This is a genomic window from Magnetococcus marinus MC-1 (assembly GCF_000014865.1).
GTDB lineage: Bacteria > Pseudomonadota > Magnetococcia > Magnetococcales > Magnetococcaceae > Magnetococcus > Magnetococcus marinus.
Genome location: NC_008576.1, coordinates 83231 through 97877, shown reverse-complemented (window position 1 = coordinate 97877; position 14647 = coordinate 83231). Strand labels below are relative to the sequence as shown.

The 14647-nt window shown below is 52.9% G+C and carries 17 protein-coding genes and 1 tRNA gene; 4 read left to right on the top strand and 14 right to left on the bottom strand.

All coding sequences use genetic code 11. The features are described from left to right. Nucleotides 1–168: 168 nt before the first annotated feature. Nucleotides 169–1449, bottom strand: coding sequence for a glutamate-1-semialdehyde 2,1-aminomutase (gene hemL, locus MMC1_RS00485; RefSeq protein ID WP_041640503.1), 1281 nt, complete (start codon nt 1447–1449; stop codon nt 169–171). A 604-nt stretch (nt 1450–2053) separates the two neighbouring features. Here hemL and MMC1_RS00480 point away from each other — a divergent pair. After that, entirely contained in the window at nt 2054–2338 is a 285-nt protein-coding gene (locus MMC1_RS00480) for an integration host factor subunit alpha (protein WP_041641540.1), read from the top strand. Between the two features lie 97 nt (nt 2339–2435). Here MMC1_RS00480 and MMC1_RS00475 read toward each other — a convergent pair whose 3' ends face one another. From MMC1_RS00475 to MMC1_RS00460, 4 genes are all read right to left on the bottom strand, one after another. After that, nucleotides 2436–2729, bottom strand: a complete 294-nt coding sequence (locus MMC1_RS00475) for a hypothetical protein (RefSeq protein WP_011711793.1) — start codon at nt 2727–2729, stop codon at nt 2436–2438. A 223-nt stretch (nt 2730–2952) separates the two neighbouring features. Then, a complete protein-coding gene (locus MMC1_RS00470; RefSeq protein ID WP_041640499.1) occupies nt 2953–3189 on the bottom strand; it encodes a hypothetical protein in 237 nt (78 codons plus the stop codon). A gap of 249 nt (nt 3190–3438) precedes the next feature. Next, complete coding sequence (locus MMC1_RS00465) at nt 3439–4032, bottom strand: shikimate kinase (protein WP_011711792.1); 594 nt, start codon at nt 4030–4032, stop codon at nt 3439–3441. Continuing rightward, nucleotides 4029–4295, bottom strand: coding sequence for a hypothetical protein (locus tag MMC1_RS00460; protein WP_011711791.1), 267 nt, complete (start codon nt 4293–4295; stop codon nt 4029–4031). The genes MMC1_RS00465 and MMC1_RS00460 overlap by 4 nt, the downstream gene beginning before the upstream one ends. 150 nt (nt 4296–4445) lie before the next feature. On the opposite strand from MMC1_RS00460, the gene MMC1_RS00455 reads away from it, so the two are divergent. Both MMC1_RS00455 and MMC1_RS00450 read left to right on the top strand, forming a co-directional pair. After that, complete coding sequence (locus MMC1_RS00455) at nt 4446–5102, top strand: hypothetical protein (protein WP_011711790.1); 657 nt, start codon at nt 4446–4448, stop codon at nt 5100–5102. A gap of 84 nt (nt 5103–5186) precedes the next feature. After that, a tRNA-Gly gene (locus MMC1_RS00450) sits at nt 5187–5260 on the top strand. Between the two features lie 111 nt (nt 5261–5371). Here the strand turns inward: MMC1_RS00450 and MMC1_RS00445 are convergent. The 9 genes from MMC1_RS00445 to flgK all read right to left on the bottom strand — a co-directional run bounded on the left by MMC1_RS00445 (nt 5372) and on the right by flgK (nt 13328). After that, nucleotides 5372–5713 carry a hypothetical protein gene (locus MMC1_RS00445; RefSeq protein ID WP_011711789.1) on the bottom strand — a complete coding sequence of 114 codons (342 nt, stop codon included), beginning with the start codon at nt 5711–5713 and terminating at the stop codon, nt 5372–5374. A gap of 48 nt (nt 5714–5761) precedes the next feature. Continuing rightward, complete coding sequence (fliS, locus tag MMC1_RS00440) at nt 5762–6283, bottom strand: flagellar export chaperone FliS (protein WP_011711788.1); 522 nt, start codon at nt 6281–6283, stop codon at nt 5762–5764. 103 nt (nt 6284–6386) lie between these two features. Continuing rightward, nucleotides 6387–6752, bottom strand: a complete 366-nt coding sequence (gene fliS, locus MMC1_RS00435) for a flagellar export chaperone FliS (RefSeq protein WP_011711787.1) — start codon at nt 6750–6752, stop codon at nt 6387–6389. Between the two features lie 97 nt (nt 6753–6849). Next, complete coding sequence (gene fliD, locus MMC1_RS00430) at nt 6850–8289, bottom strand: flagellar filament capping protein FliD (RefSeq protein WP_011711786.1); 1440 nt, start codon at nt 8287–8289, stop codon at nt 6850–6852. A gap of 54 nt (nt 8290–8343) precedes the next feature. After that, nucleotides 8344–8724, bottom strand: a complete 381-nt coding sequence (locus tag MMC1_RS00425; protein ID WP_011711785.1) for a flagellar protein FlaG — start codon at nt 8722–8724, stop codon at nt 8344–8346. A gap of 67 nt (nt 8725–8791) precedes the next feature. Continuing rightward, nucleotides 8792–9610, bottom strand: a complete 819-nt coding sequence (locus MMC1_RS00420; protein WP_011711784.1) for a flagellin N-terminal helical domain-containing protein — start codon at nt 9608–9610, stop codon at nt 8792–8794. 222 nt (nt 9611–9832) lie between these two features. Continuing rightward, a complete protein-coding gene (gene fliW / locus MMC1_RS00415; RefSeq protein WP_011711783.1) occupies nt 9833–10321 on the bottom strand; it encodes a flagellar assembly protein FliW in 489 nt (162 codons plus the stop codon). A 30-nt stretch (nt 10322–10351) separates the two neighbouring features. Next, nucleotides 10352–11557 (bottom strand): flagellin N-terminal helical domain-containing protein, encoded by a 1206-nt coding sequence (locus tag MMC1_RS00410; RefSeq protein ID WP_011711782.1) that lies wholly within the window; start codon nt 11555–11557, stop codon nt 10352–10354. Between the two features lie 22 nt (nt 11558–11579). Then, entirely contained in the window at nt 11580–13328 is a 1749-nt protein-coding gene (gene flgK / locus MMC1_RS00405) for a flagellar hook-associated protein FlgK (RefSeq protein ID WP_160162638.1), read from the bottom strand. Nucleotides 13329–13771: 443 nt separating this feature from the next. On the opposite strand from flgK, the gene MMC1_RS00400 reads away from it, so the two are divergent. After that, complete coding sequence (locus tag MMC1_RS00400) at nt 13772–14584, top strand: inositol monophosphatase family protein (RefSeq protein WP_011711780.1); 813 nt, start codon at nt 13772–13774, stop codon at nt 14582–14584. The last annotated feature ends 63 nt before the right edge of the window (nt 14585–14647 follow it).

The following is a 14647-nucleotide window of genomic DNA, read 5'->3' as shown; positions in this document are numbered from 1 at the left end:
CCACGGCGCCCGAGCCATGCAACGACCCGGTCGCTTGTCGCCATTTTTACCCCATTCGCCTACGGCCCCCTATCTTGCCCCTGAGAACAACCATCGCTGCGATAAAAAAGCCAGGACCCCACTAATAAGGTCCTGGCTTTTTCTGTTTGACCAGCGGATCGGCAAAACCTATAAGGTTTTTGCAACCTTACGGGCCTTTTCAATGGTCAGGTCAATAATGGCCTCATCATGGGCAATGGAGACAAAACCGGCTTCGTAGGGGCTGGGTGCAAAGTATACCCCCTCTTCCAACATGCAATGGAACCAATCCTTGAATCGGTTATGATCGTTCTTGGCCGCATCAGCAAAGTTGTAAACCTCGCGGGCATCGGTAAAAAACAGACCAAACATCGAACCAATATGGTAGCTCACATGGGGAATGCCCGCCTCATCCAGCGCCTTGCCAATGCCCACCGTCAAACGCTGGGTGCGGCTGGTTAAGGTCTCATAAAAACCAGGCTGAGAGATCGCCTCCAACGTGGCCAAACCCGCCGCCGTGGCCAAAGGATTGCCCGATAACGTGCCCGCTTGATAGACCGGACCTGCTGGCGAAACCTGATTCATCAACTCCATCTTACCACCATAAGCACCCACCGGCAGACCACCACCAATCACCTTGCCCAAACAGGTCAAATCTGGCGTAACATCGTAAAAACCCTGGGCACAGCGCAGATCCACCCGGAAACCGGTCATCACCTCATCAAAAATCAAGATCGTACCATATTTGGTGCAGATGTCCCGTAACCCTTTAAGATAGCCCGGCCTGGGCAGTACACAGCCCATGTTACCCGCCACCGGCTCCACAATCACCGCCGCGATCCCCTCAGGGTGCTGCGCAAAACATGCCTCCACCGCCGCCAGATCGTTGAAGGGAACCGTTAGGGTATCCTTAGCCGTGCCACGGGTCACACCTGGGGAGGAAGGCACCCCAAAGGTTGCTAGCCCCGAGCCCGCCGCAACCAGCAAACTGTCCGCATGACCGTGGTAACATCCATCAAACTTTAAAATGGCATCCCGACCCGTTGCAGCACGGGCCAGACGTAAGGCACTCATGGTCGCCTCGGTCCCCGAGTTGACCAAACGCACCATCTCAAGGGATGGCACCAATTCGATCAGCTTTTGCGCCAACAAAATCTCATTGCTGGTGGGCGCACCAAAAGAGCACCCACGCACAGCCGCCTGCTGGATGGCCGCCACCACCTCTTTGGGCGCATGCCCCAAAATCATAGGACCCCAAGAACCCACATAATCAATGTAGCTCTTGCCATCCTCGTCGGTCATCATGGCACCGGCGGCCTCACGGATAAATGGGGGGATGCCTCCCACCGATTTAAACGCCCGTACAGGGCTGTTCACCCCTCCGGGTATCAACCCTGCTGCCTGTTGAAATAGGCTTGCGGAACGACTCATGGTGCCTCCTCGTTGGTCCATCAATGGGGTCCTGATCTTCATTTTCTCTGCGGCTCAAACTAACACATCCATGGATATCAATGCAAAAATTGAAAAATACCCCACATTTTCATTAGTTTGTTTTATTGTCCTGACAAAAAGGCATTCATCCTTGGCATCCCTATCCCCCCCATGGTATACAGCTTACCCCAACTGTGGAAAATTTAAGCACGACAAAAAAATTGGTTTCCAGTGAACTAAAAAAAGCTTACCACGGTCCCATAGTCGGGTTTACGGATTTCTTGTATATGGTGTAAGATTCTGATAACTAGGACGTATATTTTATTTTCCACGCCCATTTAAGCAAGCTGCTTATGTCCCAAAAAAGCATCACTCTATCGTTGGAACACGTTGGTATAAAAGCGTCTTTTCCCGTGATTTAGGGTCCGGAAAAGCGTTATAATGGGCAACGATAATATAAAGACTTTGCAGGATGGGCTGCGACCTTTCGCTACATTTTGTTACTTAATATGCTAAGCTGATATTTTCTTTTGAACCTTTACCGTGCTGGACGGTCGATAGGTGGACTCAATAAAAAAAACCACGGGGAGATTTTGCTGTGACCATGACCAAAGCGGATATCGTGCAGACAGTGTATCAACGGCTTGGGCTTTCTAAGAAAGAGTCGGCGGACATTGTGGAATCGGTCTTCGAACTTATTAGGAATCAACTGGAAAACGGAGATCCGGTCAAAATATCCGGGTTTGGTAATTTCACCATGCGGGAGAAAAATCCCCGTCAGGGCCGTAACCCAAAAACCGGTGAAGAGGTGGAAATCTCTGCCCGTCGGGTGGTGACGTTTAAAGCCAGTCAGATCCTGCTGAACAAAGTCAATAATGGTAAGGGCTAACAGGTAGGCTTTCCGTCCTGCTTGGCAATATACCGTGGCGAAACAAGAAAACCGGCTGATTAGGCCGGTTTTCTTTATGGCTGCATCCCACTAGCTATTACGCATAGAGCGTACCCAGACGTAGCGAGATCATGCTCTGTTCCAGCGCCTCACGCTCGATACGAGCATCCCAGCGGCCGGGCATGTTGTCCAGTGTATCAGCCACCAGAGTATCAATGGCATCGGTCACACGTTCCACACTGGCCGAGATCGTCACTTGATCTCTAACCGGGGCGGCGGTACGCCCTGACGGGGCATCCGACACTTGTTGTACTCGGTTCTGTTGTGGCGCTGCGGGACGGCTTAAACGGTCGTAGACCCGGGCGCCATGAATGTCCATTGCATGAGTCATGGCCCTTTCCCCATTTCCCGTCGAGAGACCGCTTATCGTATCCGTCGGCATGTAAGCAGACTCTCGGTTACTCTCTATTTGATATTCTTATCGGCCTATCAACGGAGCCTTATAAGGGAAAAATAGGCCCACGCTCCATTATTATGGCCCGCGCCTGCGCTATGTTCGCCATAGGGTTTGGATAACCGGTACGTTTTAACGTGCCACGACGCGACCCGTGCCCTCAATAACCCGCATGCTGCGCGTAGCTGATCAAGGTGTAGCTGCCTGGAGCGGGCATATATCCAGAACCCACGACCATACTACCCATCAAACTGGTCACCATGCCCAAACTTAGCAGCAGAGCCAGCATGTTATCCCGCACCGCCCGTTTTAGGTAACCCCGTGGTAAACGAAATTTGTGCAAAAGGATACGATCAACCATATGATGCAGATTTCTGATTAAAGGATATTGACCCACGACCCACCTCCTTATGGATGGATTCCAGCGCTCAGCACCCTTGTTTTAAGGGCGTCTGTGGCATGTTGTAGTGCTGTTCAACCCCCCCTTGCCGCAATCGGATAAGGGAAAGGTATCAATAGCTCTACAAAGATTGTGCCAACAATGAGCTTAGGCCAGGGCAAGGCCATAACGGTAAGGGGGGCATGATGGTCAAATAAAAATCTAGGCGGGATCACCCCACCCAATCTGAACGGCATCACAAAAAAGTCAATCCAACTCTTGACCGCGACGCATAACCATACTGTGCCAAGCCGCATCGGAGGTCCGTTTCATCAACTCAACCGCCAAATCCCGGCGTTTTTTGCCGTCAATATCCAAAATGATATCGGCAGCTTTTTCATAGAAGGGCAGTCGGTGTTCCATCAAGGCTTTTAGGGATTGTGTGGTATCCAACTGGGGCCGGTTGGGATCTTCAGCCATGGCTTTGGTCTGAGCTTTTTGCACCAAGCGGTCCACATCCCCCCGCAGCCACACCACAATGCCGCTGCGCTTGAGGGCACCAACCTTGCGGCTGCTGTAGACCTCACTACCCTGGCTATCCAGATCCACAATCACACCACCACCACAGTCGATAATCACCCCCTGCATGCGGGCCGCGCGACGTACCACTTGGTACTCTAAATCCCGAAAATCGTGCCAGCCACGGGCGGCGTTCCGCACGATCTCTTCAATGGATTGCCCCTCCTGTTCATAGCTTATCAGGGCATCGGTAGAGAACACCGTGCGTTTGGTAAGCACCGACAAACGCCGGGAGAGGTTGGATTTACCCGAACCACGCATCCCAATCAGGCAGATATTCATGATTTCTCTTTCACAGGTGCAAAACCACCATAGTGGCGTATGGCCTTGATCGCCAGCAATACAGAGGGAGTACCATGCATACACAGATCAAAAATATCCAGGGGTTTTGTCAGTGTTCCTGCGGCCAACATCGTCAATTTCTGCCAAAGGTGGGGCTCCCCAAAGGGAACCGCGCCCAACATAATGGCCACCACGATCAGTACAAACCAATCCAAATCATCGATAAAGCGCCAGAGAAAAAACCGCTTTTCTGTTTCTTGCATGAGTCGATCTATCCGCAGGTAAGGGGGCTTATTGAACTTTTTCCGTGCCAGGATACTCTTTTTCTACCATGATGCCAGCACTTGGATGTTAAACCCCTTACACACCGATGAACAACCGTTCTGTGTGTTTTTTTGAAAGGAACACCCCTCATGGTCGAACGCTTGCCCGCTGATCCGTTTGAGCGTATTCAAGCCGGTCTTAAAATCAGTCTAGAGCGTCCCATGCTCTCTAACGAGCTGACCATGCCCGGCGTCAAGCGGGAAGATCCCGACTCCGTGCGCCCCTTAGAGGAGGAGTGGCAGGCCGCCCGTCAACGGATCGCCCAGTTTAATGCCCAGCGTAATTGGATGGGGGTGCTCAATACCCTGCTGGAGATGAGCAACAATGACCGTCATCCCGAAGCCTACTTGGCCCGCCTACAGGCCGCTTGGTTGGTGGTCAAACTGCCCCAAGCCCCGGTCTCCCACGTGGTCATCGTGCTCTATAATCTGCTGGCCTCCCTCGAGTCCGGACATCCCGCCGCTGGCCCCTTGGCGGCGCTGGCCAATCTTATGGCACTCCATCGCACACCAGACCATCCCGAACGGGAGTTGGCCCAGATGCAAGCCCAACAAATGTGGGACATGGCCGCCCATAACCTGGGTATTGAGCCGGGCTCGCATTTTGAATCCTGGATGGAACGCAACGGCCTAAACGACCCCAACAGCTTTGTTCCCCGCATTATGGGTATGCTGGAAAAGATGGAAAACCGCCCCTGGTGGATCGATAAAGAGGCCATCCAAGAAGATATGATGCAGCAAGCGTGAGCCTAGTCAATTTTTTAGCCTGTGCCTGTTAGGGCATGTTGACAGCGCTTTAGGAATCGGACATAGTGTGCTCACTTTTTCGGTGCGGGTGTCGTCTAGTGGTAGGGCCTAAGCTTCCCAAGCTTATGACGGGAGTTCGATTCTCCTCACCCGCTCCATCTTCTTATGTCGCTTCTTAGTGGTCCTGCAAAGATCGCGATCCGCCATAACAAAAGAGGCTCCTTCATTGCTGAAGAAGCCTCCCATACAACCCTCTCGACCATCCGCTATTAGGCTGTGCGACCAATCACCCGATTGTTAACCGCAACACTGGCACGATCATCGCGCATACGCTTAACACGGCGGTTCTCATTCATTAACTGCGCAGAGATGCGACCACGCTCCTGCAACAAACGCGCTTGGATGCTCGGCATGCGCCGCACCTGCTCATCCAAACGATCCCCCCACTTTTTGCGCTGTGCTTCTGGCCATGGCAGCTTGGCCGACTCTACAATCGCCGACTCCACCTGCTTCATCTCAAGCTCTAAGGTATGAATCTTTGCAGAATCCATCCCATCAGGAGCTTCTAAAGCATCCAAGATACGCTTTAACTCTCTGATATGGTGCTCCATAACCAGAACCCCCAACCCATCATTAACACTCAATTAAGCCATGGACGCCTACAACACCTGTGGACGCGACAGACGCGGCAGAGCCCCAGGCGCTTTTTGCTGAGGGCGTGGTGCCACAGGCTTGCTCGCCGTCACCGTATCTACCGGGTCTGTCGACGCACTGCCACCATTGGCCACCAAAGCCGCCATGCCACCCTGACGCTTAACCTGCGCCACCGCTTGGCGCCAACCATCCAACAGTACATTCAGGTGCTCGATCACTTCACTAATCGCACTCATGTCCCGGTTGATGTTGGCTTTGGTCAAACGATCCAACATGTAGTTGTACAGATCAAACAACTGCATGGCCAGATCGCCACCCTTTTCAAAATCAAGGGTGTTTTGCAGCTCACTGATAATCGCCATTGCCCGCTGCAACATCATTTTGTGTTCGGAAAGAGTACCAGCCGTATGCGCCTGAAGCGACTTCTCTAAAAATCGTATCGCCCCCTCATAAAGCAGGATCAACAGATCCTCCCGCGATGCGGTGTTGGCACGAGAACTTTTATAGCTGCGAAGACCGTATGACATGGTGATCTCACTCTACCTAACCGCCCAATGGGGCTAATGTTATCCGACTGGTAAGCGTTACAACGAACCGGCCTGTGGGATAAAAACACCCCTCATGGGACCATTACAGCATGGGCACAACACCCCGCCAAGCATCCAACAAAGTGCCTAACTGACCCACAACCTGCTTCACCGGGGCGGTTTCACCGGTGAGGTCCACCTCATTTAAGGTATCGATCATGAACTGATACAGACGATTGAGCTGGCTGGGAACATCACCCCCATGACGTGGATTAAGGGTGCGCTGAAACTCCTGGATAATCCGACGACCCCTGCCAAGGTTGGTACGAAACCCAACCATGTCGCCCGCTTGTCCAGCCTGAACAGCTTGCTCCAAAAACCGAATCGCCCCCTCGTACAGATCAATAAGTAAACCCAATTGATCTTGAGATGGCACCACCTGCTCCTGCTTAACCTGTATCGCTGCCATAATATATCGAACCTTTCCCTCGTTCGGTTTAACACTATCTTAACGAGGCCAACTTTTTTCTTTAGTTAACCCCTAACCACCCCATCCGAAGGGCGGCTTATGATAACCCAGCGAGTGCTGATGTCAGCGCAGATTGGGTTGATTGCATCTGCGACATAAGCTGTTCCAAGTTGGCATACTGCTTGGTCAAACGATCCCGCACCTTCTCCAAACGCGACTCCTCACGCTCAATGGATGTCGCCATACTGTCCAAACGCGCCTGCAAACCGCTGCTTTTGGCATCAAACGGATTGTCTGTATCGGTGGTCAAAGAGTAAACCAGGCTCTCCATACGATAGGAGAGTCCCTCATTACCCCCGGCGGTCTCGAAGGCCGTCTCGTCTGCCGATGACGGCTTAGAGGTGAAAATGCTGGCTATCTTGCTAAAACCATTGCTCATCGCCTCAGAAAAATCGGTGGAATCAATGGAGAGCAAACCAGAGCTTCGATCCGTCTTGATACCGATGGATGAGAGCGTCGAATAGGTAGACAGCTCACTATAAGGCGAGCTGCTATCACTGGTCGGGGTGTTGATCTCGGCCCGCAACATGTTAATGGTATTGCGCGCTAACGAATCCCCACCAAAGCTACTCTTGTTGTTGTTGATGAAAGAGATAACCGAGTTAAAACTGTCCACAAAGGACTGAACATTGGTTTTCAGCGTCTCTTCATCATTGGTAATCGAAATCGTAAAATTGCCCGTGCTCTTGAGCGACATTTTTATGCCCGCTAAGACATCACTCACCTCGTTGGTGGTGGAGGTCACTGCAATGTTATCCACCGTCAAACTGGCGTCTACGCCGGCCACCGAGTTCCACCATGCGCTGTTATCATTGGATCCCGTTACACCACCGGTAATGGTCTCTCCTGAATCGAAGGCCAAATCCGCTGCACCACTGAGATCCAAACGACTGGCCCCACTGTTGGTACCGCTATCCCGCGCATTAAGCAGCAGGCGATAGTTGCTCCCATCATAGAGCACACTGGCCGTTACCCCCTCACCATCATCCTCATTATCATAGGTGGTATTGGTAATGGCATCGGCGATATCCGCCAGGGTATCCCCCGCCGTCAGCGCAACACTGTAGCTCGTACCGTTGTAGTCAAACGAAAAAGTGGTGTCAGCCGACAATCCAGCCGTCGTTGTGGTCACCGAACCCTTGGAAACAAAGGTATCATAGGTTGCCAACTGATTGACGGTTATACTGTGGTTGCCCTCTTGAGCATCGCTGTCTGCACTGATGGTTGCCACATCCTCATCGCTGCTGGTGGCGGTATGCGGGCGGAAAAAATCCGCACTCTGCATATCTTCAGCCTTGCTCTTCAACGCCAGCAACTGCGACTCCAGCGAACTATAGGTGCTCTTGGTCGCGCTTACTTGGTTGCTCGTCTGGTTCATCTTGGTCAGACGCGCTTGCTCAGACTGCATCAATTGATCGACGATATCCGCAGGCAAGCCACTGGCCAACCCCCCAAAGGTAATACTACCGGTCGCCATAATCCCACTCCCTTATTATTATCTACGCCACCAAACGGCAACATAGTGACGGGGCTACGCCGTGGTCTCTAAAAGGAGGCTCTGGGCGTTTCGCAACCGTCTGCTCAGTGTGAGCATCTCTTCCGTCGGAATCTGTCGGATTACCTCGTTGGTCTGCCGGTTCACAACGCGGACAACCCGTTCCTCAGTATCTCTATCGACAGCAAACCGCAAAGAGGTAAACGCTGATAGCGCATTTTCTAACTTTTTTACATTTTTTTCCAAAAGCCTGGAAACATCCGACCCGAGGTCGGCAATTTTTGCCGCCTCCTGAGCCTTTTCTCCATCTCTGCCAACAACAGCTCGGTCACTATCCTGGGAGAGGGCTCTTTCCCCGACCCGCACCCATACCTCGTACGGAACATAGCTCTGTGAAATGGCTGAAATCTGCATCATGCCACCTCCTTACTTGGCGTCAAAGCACCACCACCTTGGGTTAAGGTGGGGGGGGTTGCCCCACACCTTAACCAAGCAGTTGCAGTGCCAACTGGGGCTGCTGGTTGGCCTGTGCCAATACCGCAGTACCCGCTTGCTGCAAAATGGCGTTCTTGGTCAGTGTCGCGGTCTCAGCCGCAATATCGGCATCCTGAATGCGCGAGCGTGAAGCCGACATGTTCTCAACAATGTTAGACAAGTTGGCCGTCACCGCCCCAAAACGGCTCTGAATGGCCCCCAGATTGGCGCGTACATCGGCGATGCTATCCAACGCTAAATCAATCAGGGAAAGGGCTGCCGTGGCACCCGCTGCCGTGCTGATGGTCACATTGGTAATACCCAGGTGCGAAAGCTGCGCACCGGCAATGCTGATGGTGATGGTCTGGCTGGCAAACGCACCCACCTGAATCGCTTGACCGGTGTAGGTACCGTCCAGCACATTGAGTTTGTTAAACTCTGTGTCTACTGAGATACGCTGAACCTCAGCCAGCATCTGATCCACCTCTTTATCCAGGTTCAGACGGTCGCTGCTGTTGTAGATGGCGTTGGCCGACTGCACCGCCAACTCACGAATGCGCTGAAGTGCGTTGGTGGTCTCATCCAGTGCGCCTTCGGCCACCTGCGAAACGGAAATACCGTCGTTGGCGTTGCGGATCGCCTGATTTAAACCACGAATCTGTGCGGTCATGCGCTGGGTAATCGCCAAACCCGCCGCATCATCCCGAGCGGAGTTAATGCGCAGACCCGAAGCCAACCGCGAAAATGTGGTACCCAACTTCCCGGTGGAGTTGGACAAGTTACGCTGAGCATTCAGCGAAGCAACGTTGGTATTGATATACAAAGCCATGATTCTACCCTCTCAAATCCTATTGGGGACAAACGTTTCGTCTTGTGCCCTTCCGTGGTTACCTGGGTTGCTCAATGTGCCGGGCCAACCCTACCCCGTGAGAAGAACCCTAACACTTCATGGTTCTTCTCCGAATGCCGCCGAGGGCAACATACGCGCCGACGAAAAGCATGGCACCATGTGGCTCACTCACCATGGTTCATCCCCTCGATCCCTCGAAGCCTAACGACCGCCAGCGACGTGACCGCCCTTACTCGAACGTGCCTGCTCCTTGAGCTGGGAACGCATCGAGTCAGGAATCAGCGGTTGACGCGGCGAATAGTCCTTACACAAAATCTGCTTACCCAGGCGGTTTTGCACATTGACCACCACAGGACCCGCCAAGTTGGTACGCATCTCCTCGGGACGACCCTCGGGAATGGTTACCAACGTAAAAATTTCCACATCCTCACTACGGGCCAATACCAGAGATGAGGCATCTTCATCTTCTACCGCGAACTCCAGGTCGGAGAAGAAATCAAATGGATTGATTACGATAAACGCAATCTCTGGCTCATCCACCGATTGCAACCAAAAGAAGGAGGAGTCCTCACCATAAGGGAACATCAGGAACTGCTTAGAGAGCGGAAAGCCCAACAGCCCTTCGTTCAGGTAAATGATTTCCTTCTCATCAAACTCCAGCGTACCGAAGCGTGTTCCCTGAATTTCCATCTCGTTTCTCCACCACTTCTTCAAAGGTGCTTAGCGGATAAAATCTAGTAGCGAGTTATCAAGTATTTGACGCTCACTGGCCGTCATCATCTGCATCGCTTGACTGGTCTGTTGCAACTGGCTGTAGATATCAAACGCATCCACGCTTATATTGACAGCCTTAACCGTCTTCAAGGCGTCAGAATCCAACTCCAGCGAATCATTGACCGACTCCATCAGCACGGTCCGAACTCCGGTAACCGCCTCTAGGTCCTGTATTTGGGCCCGCCCATCTTGCACCGGTGTCAGCCAAGCGTTGATCTCTTCATAATCGTTGCGCAAAAGCGCCCCACGCAAACCCGCTACAGCGGCAAAAACATCCGCACCCCGGCCATTACCGGTTCCCTGCATGACCTCTTCGCCCGTGACATTGCCCTCTAGACGTTGCCCGGTGGCAATACGCACCTCACGGTCTGCGGCCCCACCCTGATAAGCGGGTACAACCTCAAAGAAAAGCGCATCTTTATCCCCAGGCGCACTGTCCACTTGCAGCTGCATGCCATCCCCTAAATCTAGGGTCTGCGGAAAACCCGTGCTGTCAATGGTGCTACCCTCAACCCCATTAACATTAACCTGATACTGAGGCGTTGCAAGAGCCGTACCAGCATCGTCAGTCGAGCGATAAATAACACGAACCGAAGCGGGAATATCGGTCGGTGTACCGGTCAATGCGGCGCTGTAACCGGTGGTCGCTTTGACTTGCCCTTGACCACCTTCTCGTATTTTCACCGCACTGGTGGTCAAGTTACTCTCACTGTAGGGCAGCGTAGTCTTGCCGCCGCTAAACAGGGGCACACCATCCAGCTCGGCATTGACGCTAGAGAGCAGATCTTCGTAAATGGCCTGCGCCTCGCGGGCTGCGGCATTAAAGACCGATGGCTGCCCTGACTGCACGGCTGTACCCAGGGTTAAAACAAGCTGCTGGGCATCCAACATCTTGCCTTCCATCGTGCTCAAGTTGGTCTCGGCCATACGCATACGCTCAGAGGCCAAATCGGTGGTACGCACCAAAGCATCTACCTCGGAGAGCTGTGTACTAAACAGCATATCCCGATAGGCGATGGTTGGGTCGTCAGAAGGGCGATTAACTTCTTGCCCACTGGTTGATTTTTCCTGTATCTGACTCATGGTGCGATACTGATCCTGCAACTGCGTCACCGTGGTACTGTACAGGGTTGATTGCGTTACTCTAAGCACGGCTGCCCCCTATGGATTCTTTTTATCTCACCATGCCGATGACCGACTGCAACAGCTCGTCGGCGGTCACCACCATTTTACTGGAGGCCTGAAAGGCCCGCTGAAAACGCATCAGGTCGGTCAACTCCTCTTCCAGAGAGACACCGGAAATAGAGGCCCGGACCTGTTGCATAAAATTGTAGGTGGAGGTCGCCGCCCCCAACTGCTCCTCATTGCTGGCCTGCTCAGCACCCAGTTGACTAATGGTGGAAGCGTAGTGGGCCGACAAGGTGAGGGATTCACCAAACAGGGTAAATTTGGTGTTGCGCAGATCGCCCAGCGCCAAAACCCCGTCATTATCCGCATTATCAAACTGTGGCAGGCCGTTGGCGTCGGTACGGATACGCCCCACCGGCACGGTGGTCTGGTCAGCAACCATTTCACTGTTCACCGCCATATTGGATGCCCCAGTTCCTCCAAAGAGGGCACCAATACCCATGGCTGCCATAATGTTACTGCTGTCAGCAGAGACGGCGTAGTAGGTGCTTTTTGCCGCAATGGAGAGCTGATTATTGGCATTGACGCTTGCACTTACCGCATTAGAAGCATTTAAGGCCGCCACCACCTCATCAATGGTCATCGAAGACGTGATATTGACACTATCAAAGCTCAGATTATTGGCATCGCTACCATAAGCAAACGTGACGGTGCCATCCACAACCCGCCCCAAATCTGGCGGCGGGGCATTGACCGTGGTGTAGTCCTGGGCGTTCACTGCCGTCGCGGTCTGCGTACCCAAATCAAACACGCCAGTTTGGCTCTGGTTCAAATACATACTGGATGAGGTGCTGGTGATGCTGTTGACCTGAAAACGCAGCTCGTCAACAATGCTCTCTAACTTGGTCAGATAGCCGCTACTGCCACCCACCACCTGATCACGAACTTCCAACAGTGCTTTCAAAGAACCGCTGGAGAGCTTATCGGTATAGTCACCACTTTTGCCATTAACGGTAATGCCGGCAAAACCTGTGGTGGTATCTAATGCACCGCGCCCAAAAGTGGCTGTAAAACCATGATCCATTAACAGCTCACCACCGGCTGTCATCAGGGTGGTGGAACCATCCTGATTGGAGAGCACCTGAACGTCGATCATGCCAGAGAGCTCACGAATCATCTCATCCCGCTGGTCCTTCAGGTCCAACGCAGGATTATTCGTTTTTTCACGTAATTGAATGGCACTATCAACCTCAGCCAAGCTTTTAAGCTTGGTGTTGATGGTGTTGACCAAGACATCAATCTCTTGATCAACCGGCAGCGCCAGACCCGCCAAATCGTCGTACATCTTATTGGCAAAGTTGGTGACATTCTGAGCACTGGCCACCAACTCCGCCCGAGAAGCGGGACTGGTGGGGTTGTCCGCCAACTTATCAACCATGGAAAAAAATTCATCCAACCGGGTCGACAGACCATCACCATCCTGGTCGTTGAACACATTTTCGATCATATTCAAATACTGGTTGCGGGTCTCCAAACGACCCTTCTCGCCCAACCCCAGCTGAATACGGTTATCCACCAGCGCATCCACACTGCGCTTTAAGTCAGAGACAGCAACACCACCACCAATACCATCGGTGTTACCACGCAACGCACCCTGATTACTGGTCAGAGCCGCCGTCTGACGGGAATAACCAGCGGTATTGACGTTGGCGATGTTCTGAGAAACCGAGCTCAGTGCATACTGGTTGCTCAGAAGGCCGGTTTTGGAGATATTGAGCAGTGAGGAGATCGTCACAGCCATTTTCCCTTGCATTGACGTTACCCGGAGATTCCGGTTTCAGCTTTATCTGTGCAGCAGCTATGCCAACTCGCCTTTTTTCACGGGATCCTCACCCTCATTCCCCCCCTGTTTTTTTATATGTTATTGTATTTGTTATTTTATAATTTATGGTAAAAATCTCTTATGGTGCCTTTTTTCACGCACCACGGCGACCCTTAACCCCCCCACCAACCCCTACGCAAAAAATGCCCCAGGCACTTTTTCACGGTTCGGTAAATGTTGCCGCTGGGGACAAAGGGACGAAAGCGCACCCAAGCCCCTCACCCCGGTGGACGCACCGACCCATCCATGCTACTTTCTGGAACCTTTTTTCACGCAAAGGTGTAGCCAGCAGCCTCTTGATGCTATGCTGTTTGCCACTCAACCCCCGATAACCTGCCAAATTGAGTCGTCAAACCATGAATCCCGCACCCGCTCTCCATGTCGCCATCCGTGCCGCTCGTCGTGCCGGGCAGATCGCCCTGCAACAGTTCGACCGGCCCGAAAAGTTGGAAATTCACGAAAAAGCCCCCCACGATCTGGTCACCTCTGCCGATCTGGCGGTGGAAAAAGAGTTAATGGACCAACTCAGTCGTGGCTACCCCCAGTATGGTTTTCTCACCGAAGAGAGCGGTAGCCATCGCCCTCATGCCGAGTTCCAGTGGATTATCGATCCCATTGATGGCACCACCAACTTTGTACGGGGTATTCCCCACTTTGCCATCTCCATCGCCCTGGCCCGCCGGGGAGAGGTGGTCGCTGGCGTCGTACACGACCCCTTTAAAGATGAGACCTTCACCGCTGAAAAAGGGGGGGGCGCCTTTTTTAATGAACGACGCATCCGTGTCTCCGGCCAAGAACGGCTCAGTCACGCCCTGTTAGGCACAGGCTTTCCCTTTCGCCATCGCTCAGTGATGCCGTCCTATTTAAAAGCCTTTGGGCAGGTGATGGAAAATGTCAGCGAAGTGCGCCGCGCCGGTAGTGCGGCCCTGGATCTGGCCTATGTGGCAGCGGGCCGTTTTGATGGGTTTTGGGAGATGCGCCTCGCCCCGTGGGATATTGCCGCCGGACAGTTACTGGTCACCGAGGCTGGGGGCTATGTGTGCAGCGTAACGGGTGAAAAAGACTATATGAAAAGCGGAGATATTGTGGCCGCAACACCGGGTATCCACGAAAAGCTGCTGCATCTCCTCCAGGGCGCGGGGCTGCACCAAGCACCCAAACGTGGTTAATGCCTACAGCAACGGCCCAACTCGGCTAACCCTCCGCAAGCCGTTTGTCGACACGGGCCCGCT

Coding starts and splice junctions, on each gene's coding strand:
- hemL (WP_041640503.1), bottom strand. CDS start 1,449: ATGAGTCGTTCCGCAAGCCTATTTCAACAGGCAGCAGGGTTGATACCC.
- MMC1_RS00480 (WP_041641540.1), top strand. CDS start 2,054: ATGACCAAAGCGGATATCGTGCAGACAGTGTATCAACGGCTTGGGCTT.
- MMC1_RS00475 (WP_011711793.1), bottom strand. CDS start 2,729: ATGACTCATGCAATGGACATTCATGGCGCCCGGGTCTACGACCGTTTA.
- MMC1_RS00465 (WP_011711792.1), bottom strand. CDS start 4,032: ATGAATATCTGCCTGATTGGGATGCGTGGTTCGGGTAAATCCAACCTC.
- MMC1_RS00460 (WP_011711791.1), bottom strand. CDS start 4,295: ATGCAAGAAACAGAAAAGCGGTTTTTTCTCTGGCGCTTTATCGATGAT.
- MMC1_RS00455 (WP_011711790.1), top strand. CDS start 4,446: ATGGTCGAACGCTTGCCCGCTGATCCGTTTGAGCGTATTCAAGCCGGT.
- MMC1_RS00445 (WP_011711789.1), bottom strand. CDS start 5,713: ATGGAGCACCATATCAGAGAGTTAAAGCGTATCTTGGATGCTTTAGAA.
- fliS (WP_011711788.1), bottom strand. CDS start 6,283: ATGTCATACGGTCTTCGCAGCTATAAAAGTTCTCGTGCCAACACCGCA.
- fliS (WP_011711787.1), bottom strand. CDS start 6,752: ATGGCAGCGATACAGGTTAAGCAGGAGCAGGTGGTGCCATCTCAAGAT.
- fliD (WP_011711786.1), bottom strand. CDS start 8,289: ATGGCGACCGGTAGTATTACCTTTGGGGGGTTGGCCAGTGGCTTGCCT.
- MMC1_RS00425 (WP_011711785.1), bottom strand. CDS start 8,724: ATGATGCAGATTTCAGCCATTTCACAGAGCTATGTTCCGTACGAGGTA.
- MMC1_RS00420 (WP_011711784.1), bottom strand. CDS start 9,610: ATGGCTTTGTATATCAATACCAACGTTGCTTCGCTGAATGCTCAGCGT.
- fliW (WP_011711783.1), bottom strand. CDS start 10,321: ATGGAAATTCAGGGAACACGCTTCGGTACGCTGGAGTTTGATGAGAAG.
- MMC1_RS00400 (WP_011711780.1), top strand. CDS start 13,772: ATGAATCCCGCACCCGCTCTCCATGTCGCCATCCGTGCCGCTCGTCGT.